The organism is Microbacterium testaceum (genome assembly GCF_006539145.1).
GTDB classification, from domain to species: domain Bacteria; phylum Actinomycetota; class Actinomycetes; order Actinomycetales; family Microbacteriaceae; genus Microbacterium; species Microbacterium testaceum.
In genome coordinates, this window is record NZ_BJML01000006.1 from 68459 (window position 1) to 90942 (window position 22484).

22 protein-coding genes and 1 tRNA gene are annotated in these 22484 nt (G+C 63.4%); 17 read left to right on the forward strand and 6 right to left on the reverse strand.

The annotated features are described in order from the left end of the window. Positions 1-12 precede the first annotated feature (12 nt). Positions 13-1560 carry a S1C family serine protease gene (locus tag MTE01_RS10095; protein ID WP_141377276.1) on the reverse strand — a complete coding sequence of 516 codons (1548 nt, stop codon included), beginning with the start codon at positions 1558-1560 and terminating at the stop codon, positions 13-15. Positions 1561-1708: 148 nt separating this feature from the next. Here MTE01_RS10095 and MTE01_RS10100 point away from each other — a divergent pair, with 148 nt between their 5' ends. Further along, complete coding sequence (locus tag MTE01_RS10100; protein WP_141377278.1) at positions 1709-2914, forward strand: aminotransferase class I/II-fold pyridoxal phosphate-dependent enzyme; 1206 nt, start codon at positions 1709-1711, stop codon at positions 2912-2914. A gap of 95 nt (positions 2915-3009) precedes the next feature. Here MTE01_RS10100 and MTE01_RS10105 read toward each other — a convergent pair whose 3' ends face one another. Further along, positions 3010-4095 (reverse strand): acyltransferase family protein, encoded by a 1086-nt coding sequence (locus MTE01_RS10105; protein WP_170210675.1) that lies wholly within the window; start codon positions 4093-4095, stop codon positions 3010-3012. A 56-nt stretch (positions 4096-4151) separates the two neighbouring features. Beyond that, complete coding sequence (locus tag MTE01_RS10110; protein ID WP_141377282.1) at positions 4152-5420, reverse strand: hypothetical protein; 1269 nt, start codon at positions 5418-5420, stop codon at positions 4152-4154. Between the two features lie 74 nt (positions 5421-5494). Between MTE01_RS10110 and MTE01_RS10115 the strand changes: the two genes are divergently transcribed. Continuing rightward, entirely contained in the window at positions 5495-5839 is a 345-nt protein-coding gene (locus MTE01_RS10115; RefSeq protein ID WP_141377284.1) for a hypothetical protein, read from the forward strand. Here MTE01_RS10115 and MTE01_RS10120 read toward each other — a convergent pair. Beyond that, positions 5826-6632, reverse strand: a complete 807-nt coding sequence (locus MTE01_RS10120; protein WP_141377286.1) for a carbon-nitrogen hydrolase family protein — start codon at positions 6630-6632, stop codon at positions 5826-5828. The two genes, MTE01_RS10115 and MTE01_RS10120, sit on opposite strands and share 14 nt — an antisense overlap. Then, positions 6629-7126, reverse strand: a complete 498-nt coding sequence (locus MTE01_RS10125; protein WP_141377288.1) for a DUF6328 family protein — start codon at positions 7124-7126, stop codon at positions 6629-6631. The genes MTE01_RS10120 and MTE01_RS10125 overlap by 4 nt, the downstream gene beginning before the upstream one ends. A gap of 83 nt (positions 7127-7209) precedes the next feature. On the opposite strand from MTE01_RS10125, the gene MTE01_RS10130 reads away from it, so the two are divergent. The 8 genes from MTE01_RS10130 (at position 7210) to MTE01_RS17355 (ending at position 14216) form a co-directional block, all read left to right on the forward strand. Then, positions 7210-7283 (forward strand) — tRNA-Met (locus tag MTE01_RS10130). A gap of 491 nt (positions 7284-7774) precedes the next feature. Then, complete coding sequence (locus MTE01_RS10135; protein WP_141377290.1) at positions 7775-8908, forward strand: glycosyltransferase; 1134 nt, start codon at positions 7775-7777, stop codon at positions 8906-8908. After that, positions 8908-9627, forward strand: coding sequence for a WecB/TagA/CpsF family glycosyltransferase (locus MTE01_RS17500; protein WP_141377292.1), 720 nt, complete (start codon positions 8908-8910; stop codon positions 9625-9627). Before MTE01_RS10135 ends, MTE01_RS17500 begins: the two co-directional genes overlap by 1 nt. Continuing rightward, positions 9624-10496: a glycosyltransferase family 2 protein gene (locus MTE01_RS10145; RefSeq protein ID WP_170210676.1), complete on the forward strand. Its 873-nt coding sequence runs from the start codon at positions 9624-9626 to the stop codon at positions 10494-10496. Before MTE01_RS17500 ends, MTE01_RS10145 begins: the two co-directional genes overlap by 4 nt. Next, positions 10493-11503 carry a hypothetical protein gene (locus tag MTE01_RS10150; protein ID WP_141377296.1) on the forward strand — a complete coding sequence of 337 codons (1011 nt, stop codon included), beginning with the start codon at positions 10493-10495 and terminating at the stop codon, positions 11501-11503. Before MTE01_RS10145 ends, MTE01_RS10150 begins: the two co-directional genes overlap by 4 nt. A gap of 367 nt (positions 11504-11870) precedes the next feature. After that, positions 11871-12542 carry a glycosyltransferase gene (locus tag MTE01_RS17505; RefSeq protein ID WP_371861617.1) on the forward strand — a complete coding sequence of 224 codons (672 nt, stop codon included), beginning with the start codon at positions 11871-11873 and terminating at the stop codon, positions 12540-12542. A gap of 218 nt (positions 12543-12760) precedes the next feature. Continuing rightward, a complete protein-coding gene (locus MTE01_RS10160) occupies positions 12761-13771 on the forward strand; it encodes a hypothetical protein (RefSeq protein ID WP_141377300.1) in 1011 nt (336 codons plus the stop codon). A gap of 217 nt (positions 13772-13988) precedes the next feature. Further along, positions 13989-14216 carry a hypothetical protein gene (locus MTE01_RS17355; protein WP_246078241.1) on the forward strand — a complete coding sequence of 76 codons (228 nt, stop codon included), beginning with the start codon at positions 13989-13991 and terminating at the stop codon, positions 14214-14216. Positions 14217-14471: 255 nt separating this feature from the next. Here the strand turns inward: MTE01_RS17355 and MTE01_RS17360 are convergent, their stop codons facing one another. Next, a complete protein-coding gene (locus MTE01_RS17360; protein ID WP_246078212.1) occupies positions 14472-14867 on the reverse strand; it encodes a CPBP family glutamic-type intramembrane protease in 396 nt (131 codons plus the stop codon). A 256-nt stretch (positions 14868-15123) separates the two neighbouring features. On the opposite strand from MTE01_RS17360, the gene MTE01_RS10175 reads away from it, so the two are divergent. The 7 genes from MTE01_RS10175 (at position 15124) to MTE01_RS10205 (ending at position 22483) form a co-directional block, all read left to right on the forward strand. Beyond that, positions 15124-15942, forward strand: a complete 819-nt coding sequence (locus MTE01_RS10175) for an arsenate reductase/protein-tyrosine-phosphatase family protein (RefSeq protein WP_170210679.1) — start codon at positions 15124-15126, stop codon at positions 15940-15942. Between the two features lie 165 nt (positions 15943-16107). Beyond that, entirely contained in the window at positions 16108-17601 is a 1494-nt protein-coding gene (locus MTE01_RS10180) for a tyrosine-protein kinase domain-containing protein (RefSeq protein ID WP_141377306.1), read from the forward strand. A gap of 79 nt (positions 17602-17680) precedes the next feature. Next, positions 17681-19495 (forward strand): DUF4012 domain-containing protein, encoded by a 1815-nt coding sequence (locus MTE01_RS10185; RefSeq protein ID WP_246078214.1) that lies wholly within the window; start codon positions 17681-17683, stop codon positions 19493-19495. Between the two features lie 219 nt (positions 19496-19714). Then, a complete protein-coding gene (locus MTE01_RS10190) occupies positions 19715-20236 on the forward strand; it encodes an LPXTG cell wall anchor domain-containing protein (protein WP_141377308.1) in 522 nt (173 codons plus the stop codon). A 150-nt stretch (positions 20237-20386) separates the two neighbouring features. Continuing rightward, positions 20387-20875 carry a cupin domain-containing protein gene (locus tag MTE01_RS10195; protein ID WP_141377310.1) on the forward strand — a complete coding sequence of 163 codons (489 nt, stop codon included), beginning with the start codon at positions 20387-20389 and terminating at the stop codon, positions 20873-20875. Between the two features lie 49 nt (positions 20876-20924). Then, a complete protein-coding gene (locus tag MTE01_RS10200; RefSeq protein WP_141377312.1) occupies positions 20925-21845 on the forward strand; it encodes an SMP-30/gluconolactonase/LRE family protein in 921 nt (306 codons plus the stop codon). Then, positions 21842-22483, forward strand: a complete 642-nt coding sequence (locus tag MTE01_RS10205) for a formylglycine-generating enzyme family protein (RefSeq protein WP_174799680.1) — start codon at positions 21842-21844, stop codon at positions 22481-22483. Before MTE01_RS10200 ends, MTE01_RS10205 begins: the two co-directional genes overlap by 4 nt. Position 22484: the final 1 nt, after the last annotated feature.

Consider the following 22484-nt stretch of genomic DNA (forward strand, 5'->3'; position numbering starts at 1 on the left):
CTGGTCAGCGGGTCAGCTCGTGGGCATGGAGCCCAGGGTGACCTCGGCCGTCTTCTCCTGGCTTCCGCGGTTGTAGGTGACCTCGGCCTTGCTGCCGGCGGCGAGAGCGCGCACCTGAGCGGTCAGGTCGATGGAGTTCGTGATCGGGATGCCGTTGAACTTGGTGATCACGTCCCCCTTCTGGAGCCCTGCGGCCTGTGCGGCGCCGCCGCTCGAGACGTCGGCGATGTAGGCACCGGTCGTGGTCGCTCCCTGGATGGAGGCGGCATCCTGAACCGAAGCGCCCAGCAGACCGTGCGAGGCGGAGCCGTTGTCGATGATCTCCTGCGAGACGCGCTTGGCGATGTCGGAGGGGATCGAGAAGCCGACACCGATGTTGCCCGACTGTCCGCCCGACGAGGATCCGCCGGCGCTCGCAATGGCGACGTTGATGCCGATCAGCTTGCCCTGGTTGTCGACGAGGGCGCCACCGGAGTTGCCGGGGTTGATGGCGGCGTCGGTCTGGATGACCGCGATCTTGATGGTCTGGTTGGTCGACTGCTGCTGCTGACCCTGACCGAAGTCGAAGCGGAACGGGCTCTCCTGGCCGGGCTCCTGCTGCTGCTGGTCGGATCCGTCGCTCGGGGCGGCCGAGGACGCGACCTGGATCGAACGGTTCAGCGCGCTGACGATACCCGTGGTGACCGTGTTCGGCAGGTCGAGCGGGGCGCCGACGGCGATGGTGTTGTCGCCGACGTTGAGCTTCGACGAGTCGGCCCACTCGATCGGGGTCAGGCCCGAGGCGTTGTCGAGCTTGATGACCGCGAGGTCGTAGGTGGGGTCGGTCCCGACGACCTTGGCCGCGTAGACCTTGCCGTCGGAGGTGGTGACCGAGATCTTCGCGCTGCCGCTCTGGCCGTCGAGGGTGACCACGTGCGTGTTGGTGAGCACGTAGCCGTCCTGGCTGAGGATGACGCCCGAACCGGTGCCGCCCGACTGCCCGGCCGTGGCGCTGATGGTCACGACGCTGGGGACGACCTTCGCGGCGACCGCGGAGGTGTTGTTCACGCTGTCGGGGTTGTTGACCGTGATGGCCTGCGGTCCCGAGGCGACGGACGAGTTCGACCCGCCCCAGAGGGTGAGGCCGGCGTAGGTGCCGCCGAGGCCCGCACCACCGCCGACGAGGGCAGCCGCGACCAGCAGGGCGGCGATCCGAGGCGCGGAACCCTTCTTGCGGGGAGCGGTGGATGCCGAGGACGGCATCGCGAGCGTGGGGTGCGCGTCGGTCGCGGCGGGGCCGAAGGCCTGGCCGGTCGGCGAGGTGGCGCCCGAGGGGGCCGAGGCGTAACCGGGCTGCTGGGGCGCGGCTCCGGCGTGGGGCGCGGCACCCGCCGCGGGCGGCGGCCAGGCCGCGGCGGCCGAGGCCGGCGAACGCGTGGGCACCGGCGGCACGTCGTAGCGCGGCACCGCGGGGGTGGTGGACTCGGGCTGCGGCGACGCGGGAACGGCGCCGTTCGCGGCGGAGTTGTCGAGGTGGCTGTTGTGGTCGCCCGCGGGGCGGTTGTCCGTGTTGTCGCTCATGGGATGCTCCTTGTTCCAGGTGCTTCTACGATGACCACCGATCCTGTGGACCACCTATGACGGGCGTGGGCCGTCTCTATGGGTCTAGCAGGAGAGACCCGCGTGGCATTCCCGCTTGCGTTGCGCGGGGGTGCGGCATCCTGGATGCATGCGACACATCCCCGGCGCTTGGCAGCGCACCGCTCGCGGCGCGGGTCTGCTCGCGCCCGACGGCTCGTCGGTTCCCACCATCTTCGCCGAGATGAGCGCCCTCGCCACCGCGACCGGGGCTCTGAACCTGGGGCAGGGTTTTCCCGACGAGGACGGGCCCGAAGCGGTTCTGGATGCCGCCCGCGCGGCCATCTCGTCGGGCATCAACCAGTACGCGCCGGGGCGCGGCTTTCCCGACCTGTTGGCCGCCGTCGCCGAGCACCAGCAGCGCTTCTACGGGATCGAGCTCGACCCGCAGCGCGAGGTGCTCATCACGGTCGGGGCGACCGAAGCGCTCGCCGCGACCCTGCTCGCCCTGGTGGACTCCCCCGACGACGAGGTCGTGGTGTTCGAGCCCTACTACGACTCGTACGCGGCCTGCGTGGCCCTCTCGGGCGCCACGCTCGTGCCGGTGCCCCTGCGGTGGCCCGACTTCCAGCCCGACCTCGAGCGCCTGGCATCCGCCGTCACCGACCGCACGCGCGTGATCCTCGTGAACGACCCGCACAACCCGACGGGCACGGTGTTCTCTCGCGAGGTGCTCCACGAGGTCGTGCGCCTCGCCCACCGGCACGACGCGATCATCGTCACCGACGAGGTCTACGAGCACCTGGTGTTCGACGGGCCGCACGTGCCGATCGCGACCCTTCCCGGGGCGGACGAGCGGACGCTGTCGATCTCGTCGGGCGGCAAGACGTTCTCGCTGACCGGATGGAAGACCGGCTGGGTCACCGGCCCCGCCGACCTCGTGTCGGCCGTGCTCGCGGTCAAGCAATACCTGACCTACGTGGGCGGCTCACCCTTCCAACCGGCGATCGCCGTCGGCCTGCGCCTGCCCGACGCCTTCTTCGCCTCGGTCGCGTCGGAGATGGCCGCCAAGGCCGCCCTGCTGGGCACGGGGCTCCGCGCGGCGGGGTTCGACGTGTCCTCCCCCGCGGGCTCGTATTTCACGGTGGTGGATGCCTCCCCACTCGGCGCCACCGATGCAGACGCGTTCTGCCGCGAGCTGCCCGCCCGCGCCGGGGTGGTCGGGATTCCGCTTACGGCGTTCGTCACGCCGGAGCACCGCAGCGACTACGCCACGCTGGTGCGATTCGCGGCGTGCAAGCGGGTGGAGGTGCTGCAGGATGCGGCGGGGCGGTTGGCGGGGATGACGTTGGAATAGGGCGGGGTATCCGAGGTATCGGGGACGCGGATCCACGGGCTTGAGCGGATCCGCCCGCCACCTGCGGGAACCTACAAAATGTTGGCGCTCTTTGCTCACGAATGATGCTGTCGGGCGACAGGAGCGGACTCCGTAGCTAGCTCCCCTGTCAAGCGCGCGCGTTTGTCGAGGCGCTCTTTCCATTTCTGGGCGGGCACTTCGACCGCCCACCAGCTGACCGTCGCGGCCACAATCGTGAGCACGATGGATAGCACTGCGCGGGCGGGCTCAAACGGACGCTCACCGAGCCACATGACAATCGGGTAGTTCCAGAGGTAGGCCGCGTAGGAAATGGTCCCGAGGGCGAGCATCGGGCGCAGCCACGCGCTCGGCAGAACGCCCCAGGTCTTGAGCTGCATGATGAGTGCTACCGTGAGGATCGCGATTGCCGGGGCAAGGATCAGGTAAGTCGCGGGCGACCCCTTCGCCTCCGGCAACAGGCTCAATCCTAGAAGCCCGGCCAAGCCCAGAGCTCCGGCCCATGTTCGACGCAAGGGGGTCAGCGAGCGCTCGATGCGAGCTTCGCCGAGCTTTGCCGCTGCGCCGATGATCATGGCGATGGCCCATGAAGTGGGGAGCGTGTAGACCTTCCCGACCGAGGGTGCCGCGAGGACGATGGTCGCACCGCACACCACGAGAGACGCAACCGCGGCGCCTATGACGAGCCACCGAAGCTTTCGCCACCTGACGCCTAGAGCGAGCAGCAGAGGCCAGACGATGTAGAACTGCTCTTCCGTCGCCAGTGTCCAGAGATGGCTAAGCGCGGGACTGCCGTGGTCAAACGGGATGTTCATGGTGTAGGTGAGGCCCACAATGACACTGCGGGCGACATCGCCGCGATCGTCGAGCGGATTCACGATCAAGGTGTATGCGGCGAAGAACGCAAGCGCCAGTACGAGCGGCGGGACGAGACGGAGCGCGCGGTTGCGGTAGAACCGCCCGTACCGTACGCGGCCATTTTGTCGAATGTCACGCATGAGCAGCCCGGTGATGAGATATCCGGATAGAGCGAAGAACGATACGACGCCAACGATGCCGGCTGTGCCGATCGCTTCCGGCCATGCGTGCCTGATGAGAACGAGGGCGATGGCTATGCCGCGGAGTAGGTCGAGGCCTTCGATGCGACTCTTACTGGCGCTCATCATACGGCCATCATGACAGCGGCACGTTTCCTCGACGTGAAAGCCCTGTGATTTACTCATGCCGTCGAGGTGACGCGCGCGCGACGATCCGCTCGTTGCGACATAACCACGCCGACGAGGGCGAAGAACATGATCTGCCAGCCCGTTATGAACGCTAGCGATGCCACCATCGTGAGCTGCGCGAGGAAAGCGATTTCCTCCGGCGACGCCTTCCGCCGCAGAGCCGTCACCACGACCGGAATAATCGCTAGCGCGGCCAAGATCAGCGGCAGCCACCCGATGACTAGACCGGTGAGAAGCACGGCGCTGTCGATGCTGTTGAAACCAGTGAAAAGAAGGCTCCCGCTTCTCGGGTCGACGTAGGCACCGTCCGCCAAACCAATAGGCCGCAGCGTTCCGATCACAGCGTTGATCGCATTCTCGCGATAGAAATTGGACCCGGCAGTGTCAGCCCCCGCGTCGTCCGACCCGAACAGTGGCCCCGCGAGCACGCCCAGGACAACCGCCGCTAGCGCCGCGGCAACAACGACACGAATGGTGGCGAGACGATAGACAAGGAGAACACCGACGACGAGTACCGCGATGAGAGGGCTACGGCTGATCGTGGCGAGCACGCCCGCGACGATGAGAATGGTCGCCAGCGCCCTACCCCGTCGTAAGTACGTCACGAACGGCAACGCGAGAGCGAGGAACGCCCCTAACGCGATGGGCGTTCCGAACGCCGCCTCGCTGCGCGCGAACGCACCTCTGTACTGGATGGTCTGCCAGGTGGAGACCTGGCCGAAGGTTTCGAAGACGTGCAAGCCTGTTGCAAGCTCGAGAACGCTCCATACGCCGATGATCGCCCCGACGACCGGCAACGTCGTCCGGAAAGTCGGCGCGAGACGGACGCCTACGAAGGCGGGGACGATCCAGACCAGGAGGAAGTCTCGAACGATGAATGACTGCAGGTCCGTCGCGAGCAGCGCAAGGCCCACAGCCGCGAGGACAAGCACCGCGAAGATCGCGACGTACCTATCGGCCGCCCCTCGTCCAGCACCACCTACAAGTAGCGCTAGCGCGAGGGCGACGCCTACTGCCGTAGTGAAACCCACGCTCCCGATGCCGGGGATCGAAAAACTCCACCACTGCGGAACAACTGCGACCGCGAATATCCACGCGGCCCCGGCGGATGTGGGGTGCTTTATCGCCCACGCAATGTAGACCGTCGCTGCAAGCATGCCCATCCCAACCACAGGATTAGCGGCTGCGATTGCGATGAAGCCAACGACCAACAGGCCGGCAACCGCCAGAAGCGTCGCGTTTTTCAGGCTTTGGACTCGCACAACGCGAGCATATCCGGGCCCGGTTCGTCGTCCCACGTGGGATGACGAACAGGGCCGGCCTCTCATGCACGCCAGTGAATCTCAATGGCCTCGATTTCGGACGCTTCCGCGAGAGTGTCCCCGTCCGCACTGTTTCGAGCGAGCCGCAAATGGAAACGGGCACGTCCACCAAGATCGTGCTGCTGACCTTCCAAGCGCCCAGGGGCACCCAGATGGTTGCCCCTGCCTGCCCGCCGCAGACGGTGGACACGCGGACGGCAGCGATCGCGGCTCGCAGCGCGACGGTGATGTCTGCGCCAGGGGTGAGCCTGGACGCGAACGCGGTGATCGGCAGTACCGAGCCGAACTTCTCACTCCCCACGGCATCGATCGTGACGCCGTGCTGCAAAACCTCGCGCGCCCAACTCAGCGCGGCGTGACCCGGTATCGCCGCAGCTCTAACGCCGGGTTCACGCGACGCACGCGCGCGATCGCCGCCGAGTCGACGTGCGCCACGGTCACGTCGGTCGCCGTCCCCACCTGAGCGAGCGTCACGCCCTGCGGGTCAACGATCATCGAGTGCCCGACGCCGAGGGGCGGCGGGTGATCGGCGGCGGCCACGAAGAACGCGTTCTCGATCGCGCGAGCGGTGAGCAGCGTCTTCCAGTGATGCTCCTTGAGCGGACCGCGCACCCACTCGGCCGGCACCAGCGCGACATCGACGGCCGCGTCAGCGAGGGTGCGGGCAACCTCGGGAAACCGGAGGTCGTAACAGGTCATCAGACCGAATCGCAGCCCGTCGACCTCGAACGTCTGGGGAGGCACGATCTCGCCCGGCTCGACCCAGTCGGACTCACGCTGACCGAAAGCGTCGTACAGGTGGAGCTTTCGATACACGGCCAGGATGCCATCAGCGCCCACCGCCACGACAGCGTTGCGCACGCGACGACCGTCGTCGGCGCGCTCGACCAGTCCCGCGACCACAACGATGTCGAGCTCGGAGGCCAGGGCGACGAGGGCCTGCACGAAGGGGCCGTCGAGGTCTTCGGCGTTCCCGGCGAGCGAGGAGTCGAAGGGGTCGACGAAGTAGCTCGAGTACTCGGGGAACACGACGACCCGCGCACCTCGAGAGGCGGCCGCGCGAGCGGCCTCGGAGATGTCGGCCAGATTGCCCTCGCGAGATGCCGACGGGGCGAACTGCGCGACGGCGATACCGACGGTGTAGTGACTCATCGCGCGCTCTGCCTCCCCCGGCGCCGGACGTACACCGGCACCACGATCCACAGTACGAGGATGATCACCCCGAGCACGACCCCGGACGCCACAGCCCCGCCGAATCCCACGACCACGTCGAACACGAATGCCACGACGCCGACCAGCAGCAGGGACACCAACGCGAGCGCTCCCCGGAGGGCGTTGTGCCCGACCCGCACGAGCGCCGGCTTGACCTGCAGGTGGAACACCGCTCGATGAAGCGCCACCGGCGCCAGGGCCACAACAGCGCTGAGCGCCGCGAGACAGATCAGCACGAGGTAGAACACTCGCTGGGCCGGGTCGAGCTCGGCGAAGGACGCTTGGAACGCCAGCGCCAACAACAAGCCGGTAAGGATCTGCGTACCGGTCTGCAGCACCCGAAGTTCCTGCAGAATCTCGTTCCAGTTGCGGTCAGCACGCTGGGCGGGCGTTTCGGGACGTCCGTCGTCGAGATCGTCGATATTGCTGCTCACCGGGCTATTCTCCCGCGACACTCCCGGGCGACGTGCCAGGATTTGCGACTTCGTTCATCTGTGGGTAATGTTTTCTCTTGTGCCGCGGGGTGGAGCAGCTCGGTAGCTCGCTGGGCTCATAACCCAGAGGTCGTAGGTTCAAATCCTGCCCCCGCAACAAAAAGAAGGCCCCGGATCGCGAGATCCGGGGCCTTCGTTCATATCAAGTACCGCGCGGCGCGCCGGCACGATACCGGACCCCTCGACGGCACGGACTCGGCGGCAGATTGCGGCGCCGCGCTCTTCTGCCACCACCGGCCACCGGCCCGGAATGCGAGGCCCGTGAGGCGAGCAACGACGCTATTGCATCCCGGGAATCCGTCGCCAGCACCGCTCGGTTCAAACGCCACTAAGCCGTAGCGCTGGATCGAAACGTCATGTTCACGCCGATGTGATCTGCACCGGGTTGAGGCACTGATAGCGTTCGCCTCAGGAACTGAGCGGACTCCAAAAGCCACCGGATGCGTGCCCCTGACGTGCAAATGGCGCAATCGGCTGACGCCCACAGTCCCGAAGAGACGCAACAACGCCAGGTCGTCCGGAGAGCACAGCGTAGGGTCTTGTGCAAAACCAACGCCGGGTCAAAAAGCCACTTGATTGAGCAATTCAATGACACCCCAGTTTGCCAACGTCCTCTACGTAACCGTCTACGCAATGGACCGCGCGGCGCTCGGCGGAGCCGCATGGGTCGACACGAGGATCCGTCGTGCCGCAGCGGCAACTTCTGCGCGAGTCGAAGAGTTCCTCGTTAACGACCCGGAGAGCTCAACCTCTATTGACCTGGAGCTGCGAGCCAACGTAGTCGCCAAGGCTCGGACACTTGCCCGAATGATCGCACTTCGGGAGCCTTACATCATCGCCAAGTTTCGCCAATCACCCAACTGGCGCAAGCGAGCGCGGCAAATGGGCAACGCCTGGACTGGACAAACCATTGTCACAAGCCAGTGGCCAGCGCTCCTGCTCGCGACTGACGCCGGGCTTCGAGTCGACCATCACATTGCGCACAACGTCGATTACCGTCTGTCAGAGATATATGACCCTTTCCTTTTCCGAGTACTTTCGAACAGCGACAGAACAAGACGCGCGGAGATCCGAACGCTCCGACGCGCTGCGGCTTTAACGACACTGTCAGTCAAAGATGGTGACCTCCTATCAAAGTTGCAGATCAAATCGACGCACTTGAACTTGGCCCCCGTTAACACTGAACGGCGGCACGCTAAGCCACTTCGACGGATTGGCTTTATCGGGAAGGCGGCCTGGCCACCGAACGCCTCCGCCTTAGCGAGGCTCCAGAACGAGGTAATGCCTCGGCTGCGCGAATTGATGCCCGACAATAGCCCTGCGTTGTTGATAGCCGGCAAAGGCACCGAAAACCTGAAGCAGCCAGGCACGATCTGTCTAGGCGCTATCGAATCGGTGGAAGAGTTTTATAACCAGATAGACCTTGTCGTCGTACCTCGCGGAGAAGCGAGTAGTGGAATCTCCGTGAAGATCCTCGAGGCGTGGGAGCAGGGCGTTAATGTTATAGCCCCTCCGGCCCTCCTCACAGCAATCGGTGTCAGTCCTGACGACGCGGCGTCGGACCTCGAGGATTCGAATTCACTCGCTCTACAGATCAGGGACTTTTATGGCCGCGATGCTGACAACGAGCGCGTGAATGTAGTTCCAGATCTGACACGAGGCTCTTTGACACCAAGCAAGTTTTGGCACCGGGTCATTGCAACGGAGGACGGTACCGAGTAATGGATCTATTCAAGATTCTGAGTCGTCGGCACGTCTCCTCGTGGGAGGCTCTCGAAAGCCTTCGCTTGGGAGAGCCATGGCGAGTGCAGACGGTGAATCTGCACCACGTCGCGCTGGCTGGTCGCCACAAGGCGTTCCGACGCGCGATGGAGACCGCCGATTACACGACGGCCGATGGGTGGCCAATTGTGAGTCTCATGCGAGCGGGGGGCATCCCCACATCCCGGGTAACTGGATCAGACTGGCTGCAATCGGTGACGCAGTCCGGCGCGCTAAAATCCCATCGAGTGGCACTGATAGGTGGAAGCGACTACGCGGCCGAGGCCTTTCGAAACATGGTTGGCGAGACGGCCTGTTACAGCCTCCAAGGCAAGAAGACCGATTGGGACGTTAGGCGCGTAGCAGGCGAACTGAACGACCGACGGATTCAAATTTGCATCGTCGCAGTGACACCACCCTTTGGCGATATCTTCGCGGCAGATTTGGTCTCCAATGGCTTTCGCGGATCCATCGTGTCTGTGGGGGGTGCCGTTGACATGCTTGTGGGGATTCAACGGCGCGCACCCGCATTCGCTCGAGCAGTCCGAGTCGAATGGGCGTGGAGACTTCTTAGCAACCCCAAGCGCCTGGCGCGCAGGTACCTTTTGGAGTGCCTGCCTACGTACATCCTCAGCGTTCTTCCCCAAACACTTGCACTCGCCGTCGGGAGAAAAGCGTGACCCACGAGGTAGGCGTGGTCTATGTCAACTACGACAGCGCAGAACTTATAAATAAGAGTATCCACTCGCTCGATCACCCACACCGATTGATCGTTGTCGACAACTTTCACAGTGACCGCGCGAGAGAACAAATCGAAGCAGTTCTTCCGGCGGGTGCTTTGCTCCTCGCGCAGAAGAACTTGGGATTTGCCGCCGGGATAAATGCCGCAAATGAAGAATTAGGACCCGACTCAACGATGTTGATCGTGAACCCGGATGCATATTTTGCCACCGGGTCTATGAGCCGGCTTGTCGCTAACGCAGAACACGCAGAAGCACATGTAGTCAGTCCGCGAATTCTAGATGCTCACACACATTCCGTCTGGTTCGACGGTGGTCGCGTAAGTGCTCACACTGGGGAAGTGTCGCACTTCTCCTACGGGCAATCACCAACTGTGGCTTCCGGTCTTCAGCGAACCAGTTTCGTTTCGGGCTGCGCGTTGCTTCTCTCTCCTCGTGCCCGCAAAGCGGTTCTCCCACTCCGCGAAGACCTATTCATGTACTACGAAGACGCGGAATTGTCGCATCGCGCGATTACAAGTGGCTTATCCCTGTGGGTTGACACGAACAGCATCGTCTTCCATGACGAAGGCAGCACAAGCAAGACGAAGATGCAGACTCGCTCACCCCTGTTCTACTATTACCAAGGTCGAAATAGACTGCTCGCAGAGCTCGAAGCTAGTCGCCTTTCAAGAGTGACGCTGACCCCTTGGGTAGCGACGAGGACGGTTGCTCGCATTCTACGACGAGAGCGCCCAAAACTGCAGTTGCTGGGGTCCTATCTAGCGGGCACCTTGACCGGCATACGAGAGGCGCTTAGAGAACAGTGAAAGCGAAGATTGCGCTCCTAAACAACTACCCAATTTACGACGCCGCAAACCGGATAGCTCTGGGCGAATACCCGGCTCAGCATGTTTGGGGAATGTGGGAACTGAGGACAGACTTCGAATGGCTGTATGCGCACTCGAGTTTGTCGAGCGTCACCGCGTCGCGGCCGCGGCTAAAGAATCTGGCGCGGAAGCTTCTCCCACTCATTGGAGATCCGATCCAGTCCGCGTTTGTGTTGCGCAGAATACGGCAGATCGACGCCATCTACGCTGCGGATCAACAGACTGCCACGGGACTACTGTTACTGCGCGCCCTCCGGTTGATCAAGACGCCTATATTCGTTGTGATTCATAACGGTCCCCGCTTGCGCTGGACGTGGAAGTTGCTGCGTGCTGCGTCTGGCGTATTTACCCTCAGCCCTGCGGCGACGAAATTGGCTCACCGTAAATTGCCGCACACACCTACACGAATGCTAACCTTCGGCCCCTCTCTAGATTCCCCCGTCTACACGAACGCTGACGGAGACGCAAAAGACTTCGATTTCGTTGCGGCCGGAAAGTCGAATCGAGATTACGTAGATCTTCACGCCGTCGCTGGCGCCGCTGGGCTGACTGGCGTTATTATCTCAGGTAGCAAAATATTTCACTACACACGCGGCAAGTGCGTTGTGACAAGTGACACGAACCTGAACTATTCAGAAATTCTTGCCTATATCCGTCGATCGCGATGGTCCGTAATTCCGGTAAGTGATATTTCGCGACTGTCAGGATTGACAGAAGCAGCTGACGCACTGGCAGTCGGCACAGCCGTATTGTCAAACTCGCCAACGTCGCTCCCCTACACAACCAACGCCGTGAAGTTCTACGCGTCTAAAGACGAACTCTCACTAATACTCAAAGGACGAGGGATCACAAAGGATCAGATTGCGGCGTCGGCCGATGCAGTTTCAATGAGGCATTTCTCTATTCAACTCAAGAAAGCGCTGGACGACGCAGTTGAGAAACGTTAAAGTTTGGGACGAAGCGCGTACAGCGCATTTCGAGATGCTTCGCGGCATGCAGCCTTCCACGCTGGTCTACCGCACTGAAAATTACAGCTTTGACGAGGTACTGGCCCAATCTGTGGCCCATCGACGTCTCAGCCGACTCGCGACTGCTAGATTACTGTTCAGAGGGCACTGGGACGTTATTGAGCTCAACGAGCCGACCATGGTGAAAGTCTGGCCAAGTCTCGTAATTTACATAGCAAGCGCGCGACTCGGCGCATTCATTCGTCGAAGTAGGACCGAAATTGTCTGCTACGCGATAGATAACGCGGACGTCAGCGCGTGCCTCTTGTCCCGTAAGCACGTGCCACGATTCATATCGAAGTGGGTGATGCGGCGTCTTATCAGAAGGTATGACCGCGTGGCGTTTGGAACACAGGGGGCTCGCCAGGCTTACGCCGAGTACGACACGCATCTTGATCGACACGTCGATACGGCTGTCATCGAGCAGTTGCCATCAGTGTGTGATTGCGGGAATGTAGACGATTACAGACGCCCGTCCGTCCTTTTCGTCTCGTCGCTGGAGAGGCGCAAGGGAATCTCTGAATTGATGGCCGCGTGGGACGATCTGCGCTACGAGGGCGCGTATCTGACGATAATCGGGAAGGGTCCACTCGAGCCGGAAGTGAGTGCCTGGGCCGCTTCCCGTGCTGACGTTTCCCTCGTTATAGACCCGCCGCGAGCAGCCGTTCACGAAGCTCTCAGGTCGCACAAAGTAGTCTCCCTTCTTTCCCAGCCCCAGGATTGCTGGCGGGAACAAGTAGGCCTCCCCATTGTTGAGGGCTTGTCGCACGGGTGTCTTGTGGTTGCTTCGGAGGAGACTGGCGTCGCGTCCTGGCTGTCAGAGCACGGGCACTTTGTCGTGAGACGTGGGGCCTCAAAGGCGGAAATTGCTGACAAGCTTCGAAGCGCACTTGATAGCGATCGTTCCCCTAAGTCGATCACCGATCAACTGCCCCATCGCCATATGCGAGTTGCCGCGGACGACTGGCTCAGAGGTTGAGGCGAATTTTCGCGGCCGGTCGAAGCTCACTGCTAGCCGCGGCAACACAAGGTCTGGGGCTGTTGCAGCTGCTATTACTGGTGAATGGCACACCCTCTAGCGAGTCGGATGCGTACTTCTACCTAATTACATGGGCGCAGCTCCCGACGCAGATCATCTTGTCGGGCTTCGTTTATCCCACGTGGCTGAGTTCTGTAAGTGGCGTACGTCGCAAACTGATGATTGCAATCGCGGCCGCTCCGATTCTGGCTGTCGCCGGCGTAGCTGCAGCTGGTTTCATATTTTCGAACTTGTCACGACCACATGACCAGTTTGTTGTACAACTGGCTCTCTTTGCATTTCTCGGTGTCCTGCTATCGGCGGGCTGGACCTTTGCACTGCGGTTGTCGGTGGAGGGGGACACTTCGTGGGCCTCCGCCGTAACGCTATGCTCAAATGTGCTGTCTTGTGGCGCGCTTCTTGCGTTGCTCGAAGCCCCCCAGGCCGACAGGCTGAGCGCCATGCTGATAGCACAGATCGTTGGCATGGTCGCAACCATTTCGTTCATTTTGTGCCGTGATCGCGGGCTGCTCACACGCGTGTTCGCCGAGCCCCAGACGTCACGACCAGCACAGACGCGAGTAGATTGGTATCTCGCGCAGTCGATCATTGGATACGGCAGCCTGCTCGTTCTACAAACGACGTCGGTAGCATTAGCGCCGGCCGCGCTATCAGTACTTGGTCTGATCGGTCGGTTTGTCTCAGGCCTGAACATGGTGGTCACGAACGCCGTCATTCCAAGGTTGGTCCACTCTGGAACCACCTCCGACAGACCTGCGCTCACCCTGGTAAAATGGACCGCGTTTTCTATGCTCGGTACAGGTCTCCTTCTTGCTCTATTCGGAGCATGGACGGGAACTCAACTCGCAGTACAAGCTGCTGTCGTGTGCGCCTGGTTCGCGTGCGCTATAACAAATAGTACTTTCAAACGGCTTGCGGTGAGAAGCATCGAGCCAAGAGCCGCGGCCATTGTCTCCATCCTGAACCTCGCAACCGCGACGGTAGTCGGCGTGCTTTTCGGCACAGGACTTCTCTCTCTCGAGATATTGATCCTTGCCTATGTTGCCATGGATTTATTGCCTGCGATAGCGCTTGGGTTTCTTTTGCGACGTTGGATCCTCGCAATCGCCATTGCAGTTCCGAGCACCGCGGTCGTGCTCTTCGCGTCCGTGGCGTTGCAAATCTCTTGACCGCGCGGTGCCAACGGTCACCGGTTCTCTCTCGTGCAGCTCGCGGGCAGCGGCTGCTGCAACGGAAGATTGATCACAAAGTCGGCGTCTATTTTTCGCTATCGCGACGTACAGGCTTAGCGGGCACGCCAGCGACCACCGCGCCTGGGGCAACGTCCTCACGCACAACAGACCCGGCCCCTACCACCGCACCATCACCAACCGTGATCGGCTCCCCGTGGCGATTGAGCAGAATCGCGCCCGCTGCGATGGTTACATCATTTCCGATTATCGTGCGTGCATGGCCAGTGCCCGCAATAGTGACTCCATGGCCTATTTGTGTTCGAGCCCCGATGGTGACATTGGGATGAATAACGATGCCCAAGCCGTGGTGCCACAAGCGAACACCCTCGCCGATCCGACATTCAGGGGGCAGAGAGTTGTGGAAAAGCAGAAAGTTCAATGATTTTAGGACTTTTGCACTCCGCCGCCAACCGCGACTATGAAGACGTATAGACGTTCGCCAGAGTGTCTCAGGTGCTCCCATGCTGAACATCTTAGGAGCAGGCAGTCGACTCGCGGCCCGCCTGGGCTCGTAGCCTTCTTCAAGAATGTGGGTGGACGCCACTGGCCGCTGCCTTGACCCACGGCTGGTCCAGCGCAGGCCGCCCTGTCGACTGACAGTTCATGGCGGCTCCGCTGCGACAGCAACGTTCTCGAGCTAAGCGCCGGCGGCACCCACGGCCATGATGACAATAAGAACAATGTTGTAGACGACATGCAGAATGACTGCACCCCAGACGCGGCCCGTCAGCAGCACGAGCAGAGAGCACGCCGCGCCCACCAAAAAGAGCTGTAACGCGTCGGCCAACAGGAGCGAGCCGAAGACAGCGTGCAGAATGACGAATGAGCCGGACGACGCAAGTAGCGCCGTCGCGCCCGCCGCAGTCATTCCCAAGCTTTTGCGCAGCATTTGAAAGATGATGACGAGTAGGACTGCGCGGAAATAAAGCTCTTCAACCATGGGCCCAGCCACCCCAGCGGCCAGCCCAATACCCGTTGAATCCATCGCGGTTGCGTCCGTTACAGGGAACGGTGCGTCATTTGCGTCGCTCATGGCACCCTGAAGGAGGCGCATCCCCAGCCCAAGTCCCGCTCCCCAAATCACGTCGATTGGTTTGAGCCGAAATAGGCCCGCGGGACGCCCCCGGACGATCGCGTAAGCCACCGATGCGAGTAGCCCAACCCAAAGCGCTGGAAGGGATAACGCGCCTAAGATCGATCTTGGGTCATGAGCGAGCGCGACGCTCACAAGAGTCCCGGCCCCTGCGCCGAACAACGCTCCAACAAGGACGCGGTAGTCCCATCTGTCTATGGCACGCCCGCCGATTCGCCAGTCGGTGCGCCGACGCCGACGCCCTCGCGTCTGCGAAGCCAGTGGCACGGTACCCACCGGGCCAGCGCCAAACTCCACGACAGAAGCCGCCTCGTTCGCGCCGCTCGGTTGGCTAGGCTCGTCTCGCACGGGGTTCAACCTACTCCCGTCGAACTACGCCCGCCGTACAACGGCACGTCGGAGGAGTGCATTGCTCGGGATTTTGGCCGTCTGCACGGGAAACGTATGTCGGTCCCCCTTGGCAGAACAACTTCTCATCGACCGCTTAGCCGGATTCGATGTGAGCGTGACGAGTGCAGGTACTCGAGCTCGGGACGGGGCCTCTATGACGCCCGAGACTGCCGGGATCGCTGTGTCGCGAGGGTGCATTCCCGAACGAGTCGCAAGCCATCGCGCGCAATTGTTGACGCCCGAGCACCTTCGGGCCGCCAACCTCGCACTAGCGATGACACGGGAGCACAGACGAGAGATCGTAGAGATGGATCCCTCGCTCGTTCGACGAACTTTCACGTTGAGGGAACTGAGTCGCCTTCTCGGAGGCGTCAGTGACGATCAACTGCGTGACGGATCCCGTCCGGGGGTGGGTCAGTCGACGCCTGAGGGAAAACTGTCTGCGATGCTGGCATTCGCCGCGAGCCGACGTGGAGTCGTTTCGCCCGTGCTGCCAGAAGACGACGATGTAGTGGACCCCTACCGTCGATCCGCACGGACCTACGCCCTATCCGCGGGCCAGATATCAGAAGCACTGCCCACGGTTCAGCGTCTTGTCCACCTCGCTAGCGACCGGTGGGCGTAGTCCACATCATCTGCTGCGGTTACTCTCACATTATGCACGTCGGCGTGGTTGCCTTGTTCAAGGTTTGAATCACGCAGAAAACAGCGCGAAACAATCTGTGTGACAGACTGACCATGATTCCCCCAGTGCCGCACCCTGCGTGGCGGCGCCGTCCCGAGAGGCACCATGGAGCTCAGCGACTACATCCGTTTGCTTCGGAAGAATTGGCTCATGATCGTGGCGCTCACGACCGTGGGACTCGCTGCGGCCACTGTTTTCACGTTGACTCGTGTGCCTGCATATGAGTCATCCAGCACTGTGTTCGTGTCAACCCAGGGCGGTGGCACCACCGCAGAGTTGCAGCAGGGCTCGAGCTTCACCCAGGCGAGGATCAATACTTACGTTGGACTGGTTGGGACTCCGGCTGTTCTCGATCCAGTCATCAGCGACTTGGGCCTTCGGACTACGGCAGACAGGCTTGCCGAAGACGTCAAGGCATCGGCAGCACTGAACTCGACTCTGATCACGATCGCCGTCACAGACTCAGACCCGATCACCGCCTCGGACATTGCCAACGCGGTCGCTGCGAGCTTGTCGACTGTGGTGCCCGCGCTCGAGCCCGCTGTTGATGGCGGAGCGAGCCCCGTCCGACTTTCTCGCGTTACTGATGCCCAGCCCGCCACGAGCCCTACGTCGCCGAAGGTAGCGCTCAATCTCGCTCTCGGTGTACTGGCCGGCCTGGTGGTTGGCGTCGGCGCTTCGGTTCTCCGAACTGCGCTAGACAATCGGGTAAGAACTCCCCGCGACGCGGAGCAGGTGACTCACGCGCCCGCCATCGGTGCCATCGCGTACGACACCAAAGCCAAGGAACGACCGCTAATTGTGCACGCTGATCCGCTGAGTCCACGTGCGGAGTCTTTTCGTGCCTTGCGCACAAACCTTCAGTTTCTGGACATGGGCGGGCGCTCCAGCTTCGTTGTAACCAGCTCGATACCAAGTGAAGGCAAATCGACTACCACCATCAACCTCGCTATTGCACTCGCCGACGCGGGCAAACGCGTAGCCCTTCTCGACACCGACCTGCGCAAGCCTAAGGTCGCCGAGTACCTAAGCATCGAGGGCGGAGCTGGGCTGACCGACGTTCTCATCGGCCGCACCAAAGTCAACGAGGTCATGCTTCCTTGGGGTGGCCGCAGCCTCTACGTATTGCCCGCTGGAAAGATCCCGCCCAACCCGAGCGAACTGCTGGGCTCTCAGCAGATGACGGTCCTCCTCGAGATGCTTGAACGAGACTTCGACGTCGTACTGTGCGACGCTCCCCCGCTACTGCCGGTCACCGACGCTGCAATTCTTGCCCGCGCAACCAGCGGGGCGCTCATGGTGGTGGCGGCGGGAAAAACCACGAAGCACCAGCTGACCGGAGCAACCGAGGCACTCAATACCGTGGGAGCGAAGCTCGCCGGGTTCATCATGTCGATGGTGCCGACCCGCGGGCCCGACTCGTACTACTCGGGCTACGGCTACGGATACGGGTACCGAGAAGTGCCGGTCAAGACGACTCGATTCGCGCGCAAAAAAGCAAAGAGCGCTGAAGACGCACCAGTCGCTGCTGAGGTGTCGCTGGACGAACTCGGCTTCTCCCCAAGACGCACCTCACGGGAAGCTCAGCGCGAAGCCTAAGCCGGCCACGACCATACGTGGCCAGCTAAATCGGACGCAGTCGGGCTCAGTTGCGAGCGCAAGGACGGAAGGCATCAGCGTGAGCTCATCCCTGCTCCCACCGGCCATGCTCAAGGCTGGTCGCGTTGCGGCCTGGGTCGTCGGCGCGTTTCTCGTCCTCCTCGTCATCGCCGCGGCCTGGATTGGCGTGCGTGGGTGGATGGCCTATCAGCACCTGTCGCGAATCGAAGCGGGCCTCAGCGGGGCCTCTGCGGCGCTCGCATCCGACCCGGGGGCGGCGGGCGCAACCGTCGCCCGACTGGCAACCGACGCCGCAGCCGCGCACGACCTCACTTCGGACCCGGTGTGGAAGTTCGCCGAGGGCTCACCGTGGATCGGTCCCCAACTGCACGCATTTGGAACTGTGGCCGCGGCCGGAGATGCCCTCTTGGGCAACGCTCTCTTGCCCTTGGTGACAGCTGCTCAAGACACGTCCTTCGATGCGTTGAAGCCAGTTAACGGTCGTATCGACACGACCGGCCTGTCCGCCCTTGCGCAGCCCGCTCAATCAGCTGCGGTGGCCGCCACCGCGGCCGCTGATGGGGTGGACGCCGTAAACCGGACGCCTCTTATAGGAGTCTTGGAGCGCGCAGTCGACAAGTCATCCACGGTTTTCGAGCAAGCCGCTACCAGTCTCGACGCTCTGTCGCGCGCGACTCGTCTGCTTCCCGACGTTCTGGGCCAGAACGGTGAACGCAATTATCTGGTCCTCGTCCAGAACAACGCCGAGTGGAGATCCCTGGGCGGCATCGCCGGCACGGCAATCCTCCTCAAGACCAACCAGGGCGCGATCAGCCTCGCAAACACCGAATCCGGCACCTCGCTGTCGAGCGGCATCAAGAATCCGGTCGTCGACTTACCCGCAGACGTGCAGAACATCTACGAGACCAGACCAGCACGCTTCTTCCAAAACCTCACGCAGGTTCCCGATTTCACCTTCGATGGCCCGCTCGCCCGAGAAATGTACGAGCAGCGAACGGGTGTGTCCGTGGACGGCGTCATCGCCCTGGATCCGGTCGTGCTGTCCTACCTTCTGCGCGCAACCGGACCGGTAGCGCTGCCCGACGGCTCGACGCTGTCTGCCGAGAACGCCGTCAAGACGCTGCTCAGCGACGTCTACCAGCGATACCCCGATCCGTCAGCGCAGGATGCATTCTTCGCCGCCTCGACCGGAGCTGTTTTCAACGCCTTCCTCGAGGGACGCGGGTCGACGGTGAGCTTGCTGACAAATCTCGCGACTGCGGCCGACCAGCGACGCGTTCTCATGTGGAGTGCCGATCCCGACGAACAAGCCATTCTGGAGGGGTCGTCGGTTGCCGGTGAGTTGCCGCAAACGGACGGCGACACGGCCCGGTTCGGGGTGTATCTCAACGACGGCGGCGGTTCGAAGATGAGCTACTACGTCAAGCCTGACGTGAGTCTGGCGTGGGACCAGTGCGCCCCCGACGGGGGGAACGGCCCGCGTCAATTAACCCTGCGGATGAGGCTCACCAATACCGCGCCCACCGACGCCGAGACGTCGCTTCCGCGTTACGTCACTGCCAACGGCGCATTCGGTACGGCGCCGGGAACGGCGACGGTCGTGAACAACGTCTACCTGCCCGAGGGGTTCGAACTCGTGTCGGCCGAGACCGCGACGGGGACAGGTCCCTCGACCGGGACGTTCGAGGGACACCAGGTGCTGACCTTCGGGTTCCAACTTCTTCCCCAGGCGTCGGCCGACCTGACCGTGAACGTGCGCGCAACGACGACGGCGTCAAAAGCGGAGGCATTCGTGACCCCGACGGCCGACGCGGGAATCGACCCGACGGTCAAAGCAACCTGCGAAGCAACCGGAATCGCAACCCTGCAGTGAATAATGCGACTGCGTAAATGCGCCTCCGACTGCGCGTCAGCGTAAATTTACGTAGTCGAAACCTCGACAATTTGCAATCCAGGGAAAACCTAGGCAATACTCAGAAAGGGTCTAGCACCACCCACCGCTTCATTGTTGTCCTTCCCCTTGCAGCTCCATCGGGATAGCACGGACGCGGACCACCACCTCCCGGTAGCCCGGATTCGAAAGCAGGCACTCATGAAGCTCAACCTCAAGAAGGCTGGCGTCACCGCGGCCCTCGCCGGCGCGCTGCTCTTCGCAGCTCCCGCCGTGGCTCAGGCGTACGTCCCCACCGCTCCCGGCACGCAGACCGTGACGATCACCAACAACGGCCCGGTCACGTTCAACGTGGCTCCCGGCGCCACCGTGAACTTCGTCCTCGTCGGCTACAACGCCAACCAGGCCGGCCTCGCCACGGCGAACCTGCCCGTCAGCTCCAAGTCGATCACGAAGGTCGCCGACGCCTCCGGCAACGCGACCGCGGTTGTCACGCTCCCCGCTGACGCCCGTGGCACCTACACGCTCTCGGCCACGCCCGCGGGCGGCACCGCTGGCGGCTCGAGCAACAACGCTGGCGGCTCCACCGGCCTCCCCGCGACCGGCTTCGACGCCAACTCGATGCTCGGTCTGTGGGTCGGTGGCGGCGCTCTCGCGCTCGCCGGTGGCACGATCGCCGTGGCCACCACGGTTCGTCGCAACCGCGCCGAGGGCAAGGCCTGACGCACCACGCGTTCCTGAAGGGGCGCCGTCGACTTCGGTCGGCGGCGCCCCTTCTTCGTTCCTAAGCGCCTGCGCCGGCACCGGCACGTGGCATCCCTCCCCCTCCGTCAACCCTGCGCTCCCGAGGGCTCGGCGCGGTTGACTCGAGCCATGGACACGACCACTTCCGCTCCCCTCGACAACGACGGGCGTGACGCCGACACCCCGCCGACGCTGCCGTTCATCCACATGTGGACGGGACTCGATGGCAAGAGCCGGCTCGACGAATCCGTCCTACGGGGATTCGGGATGCAGAGCGTCGGCGGCGGAGCCGACCCGCAGTGGATGCGGCCGTTCCCCGGCGAGGTGTCGGCCGTGCTCTTCGCGGCGCTGCCGGTCGGGTGGGTGGGGCAGTGGCATCCCTCCCCTCATCCGCAGTGGGTGATCCCGCTGCGGGGACGCTGGTTCCTCGAGACGCAAGACGGCTCGCGTGTCGAGATGGGACCCGGCGACATCCACTTCGGGCAGGACACCGACACCACCGAGGTCGACGGCAAGGCCGGACACCTCTCGGGCACCGTCGGCGACGAGCCCTGCCTGCAGGTGCTCATCCAGTTCGCCGCGTCGCCGGCCGCGCCCACCGCCCACCCGTTCGGCTGAGCGCGTCAACCCGCCTCACCCGGCGGCTTCCGCACGTTTGACTGGGGACATGCCCCGCATACCCCTCGACGGTCAGATCCTGCAGAGCGCCCGCTCCCCCGAGGCGGTCGACGTCGCCCCTCCCCGTGTGTGGGACGAACGCCTGAGCGCCGTCCTGCCTCCCACCTCGCGCCTGCTGTCGCTCTACGCCGACGCCACCTGGGCCGAGGGACCGGTCTGGTGGCCCGAAGAGCGCTCCCTCGTGTTCAGCGACGTGATCGGCCGGCGGACGCTGGCGTGGCGTGAAGACGGCTCGATCGTCACGGTGCGCGACCGCTCGAACTTCGCCAACGGAAACGCAATGGATGCTGGCGGCCGCCTCGTCCAGGCCGAACACGGGCGCCGCGGCATCAGCCGCACCGACGAGAACGGCACCGAACTTCTCGTCGACGCCTTCGAGGGCGAGCCGCTGAACTCCCCGAACGACCTGGTCGTGGCATCCGACGGCTGGATCTGGTTCACCGACCCCACGTACGGCATCTCGGATCCGCGCGAGGGCTACCCCGCCGACCCCGCACTCCCCCACCAGAGCGTCTACCGCTGGCGCGACGGCGACGGGCTTCAGCGCATGATCGACCTCGACCAGCCCAACGGACTGGCCTTCAGCCGCGACGAGAGCACCCTCTACGTCGCCGAGTCCAACGCCGAGCGGCTCCCCCGCGTCGTCGCGTGCAGCTGGGACGGCGAGACCATCGGCGCCCCGCGCACCTTCGCGACGGTGGATGCCGGCATCCCCGACGGATTCGTCGTCGACAGCCGCGACTGGCTCTGGATTTCGAGCGAAGCGGGCGTCGTCATCGTCGACGAGACCGGCGCGCGCCTGGGCGTCATCCCGACCCCGCACGTCGTCAGCAACTGCACCTTCGACGCCGACGAGAAGCGCCTGTTCATCACCGGCGACAGCGACCTCTGGATGGTGGAACTCGCGTGACCGACGTCGAGATGGCGCGCATCCCCGCCGGCCGCGTACTGCGCGGAGACCTGCGGGGCGCGGAACGACGCGAGATCGTCGTCGACAGCTTCGAGATCGGCGTCTACGCCATCACCGAAGAACAGATAGCGGAGCTGCTCGGCATCCCGTCCCGCCATCCGCGACGCCCCGCGACGCAACTGAGTTGGCTGCGCGCGATCCGCCTGTGCAACGCGCTGAGCGAATGGGAAGGCCTCGACCCCGTCTACTCGTTCGACGGAGAGGTCGTCACGGGCGACCCCGACTCGGACGGCTTCCGCCTGCCCACCGAAGACGAGTGGGAGTACGCGTGCCGCGCGGGCTCGACGTCATCGGCCTACGGACCGGTCCGCGAGGTGGCCTGGACGGCCGCCGACGGCCTGACCGCCCCGGCGGAAGTCGGAGGACGGATGCCGAACCTCCACGGACTCTTCGACACTCTCGGCAACGTGTGGGAATGGTGCGCCGACCTGTACGACCCCGACGGCGAGAGCGACGCGCGCGTGTTCCGCGGCGGCGGGTGGTCGGACGCCCCGGCGCAGGTGCGGGCGACCGCGCGGCGGGGCGGGCGTCAGCGGGACGCGTTCGACGACGTGGGTATGCGGGTCGCCCGGGGGTGAC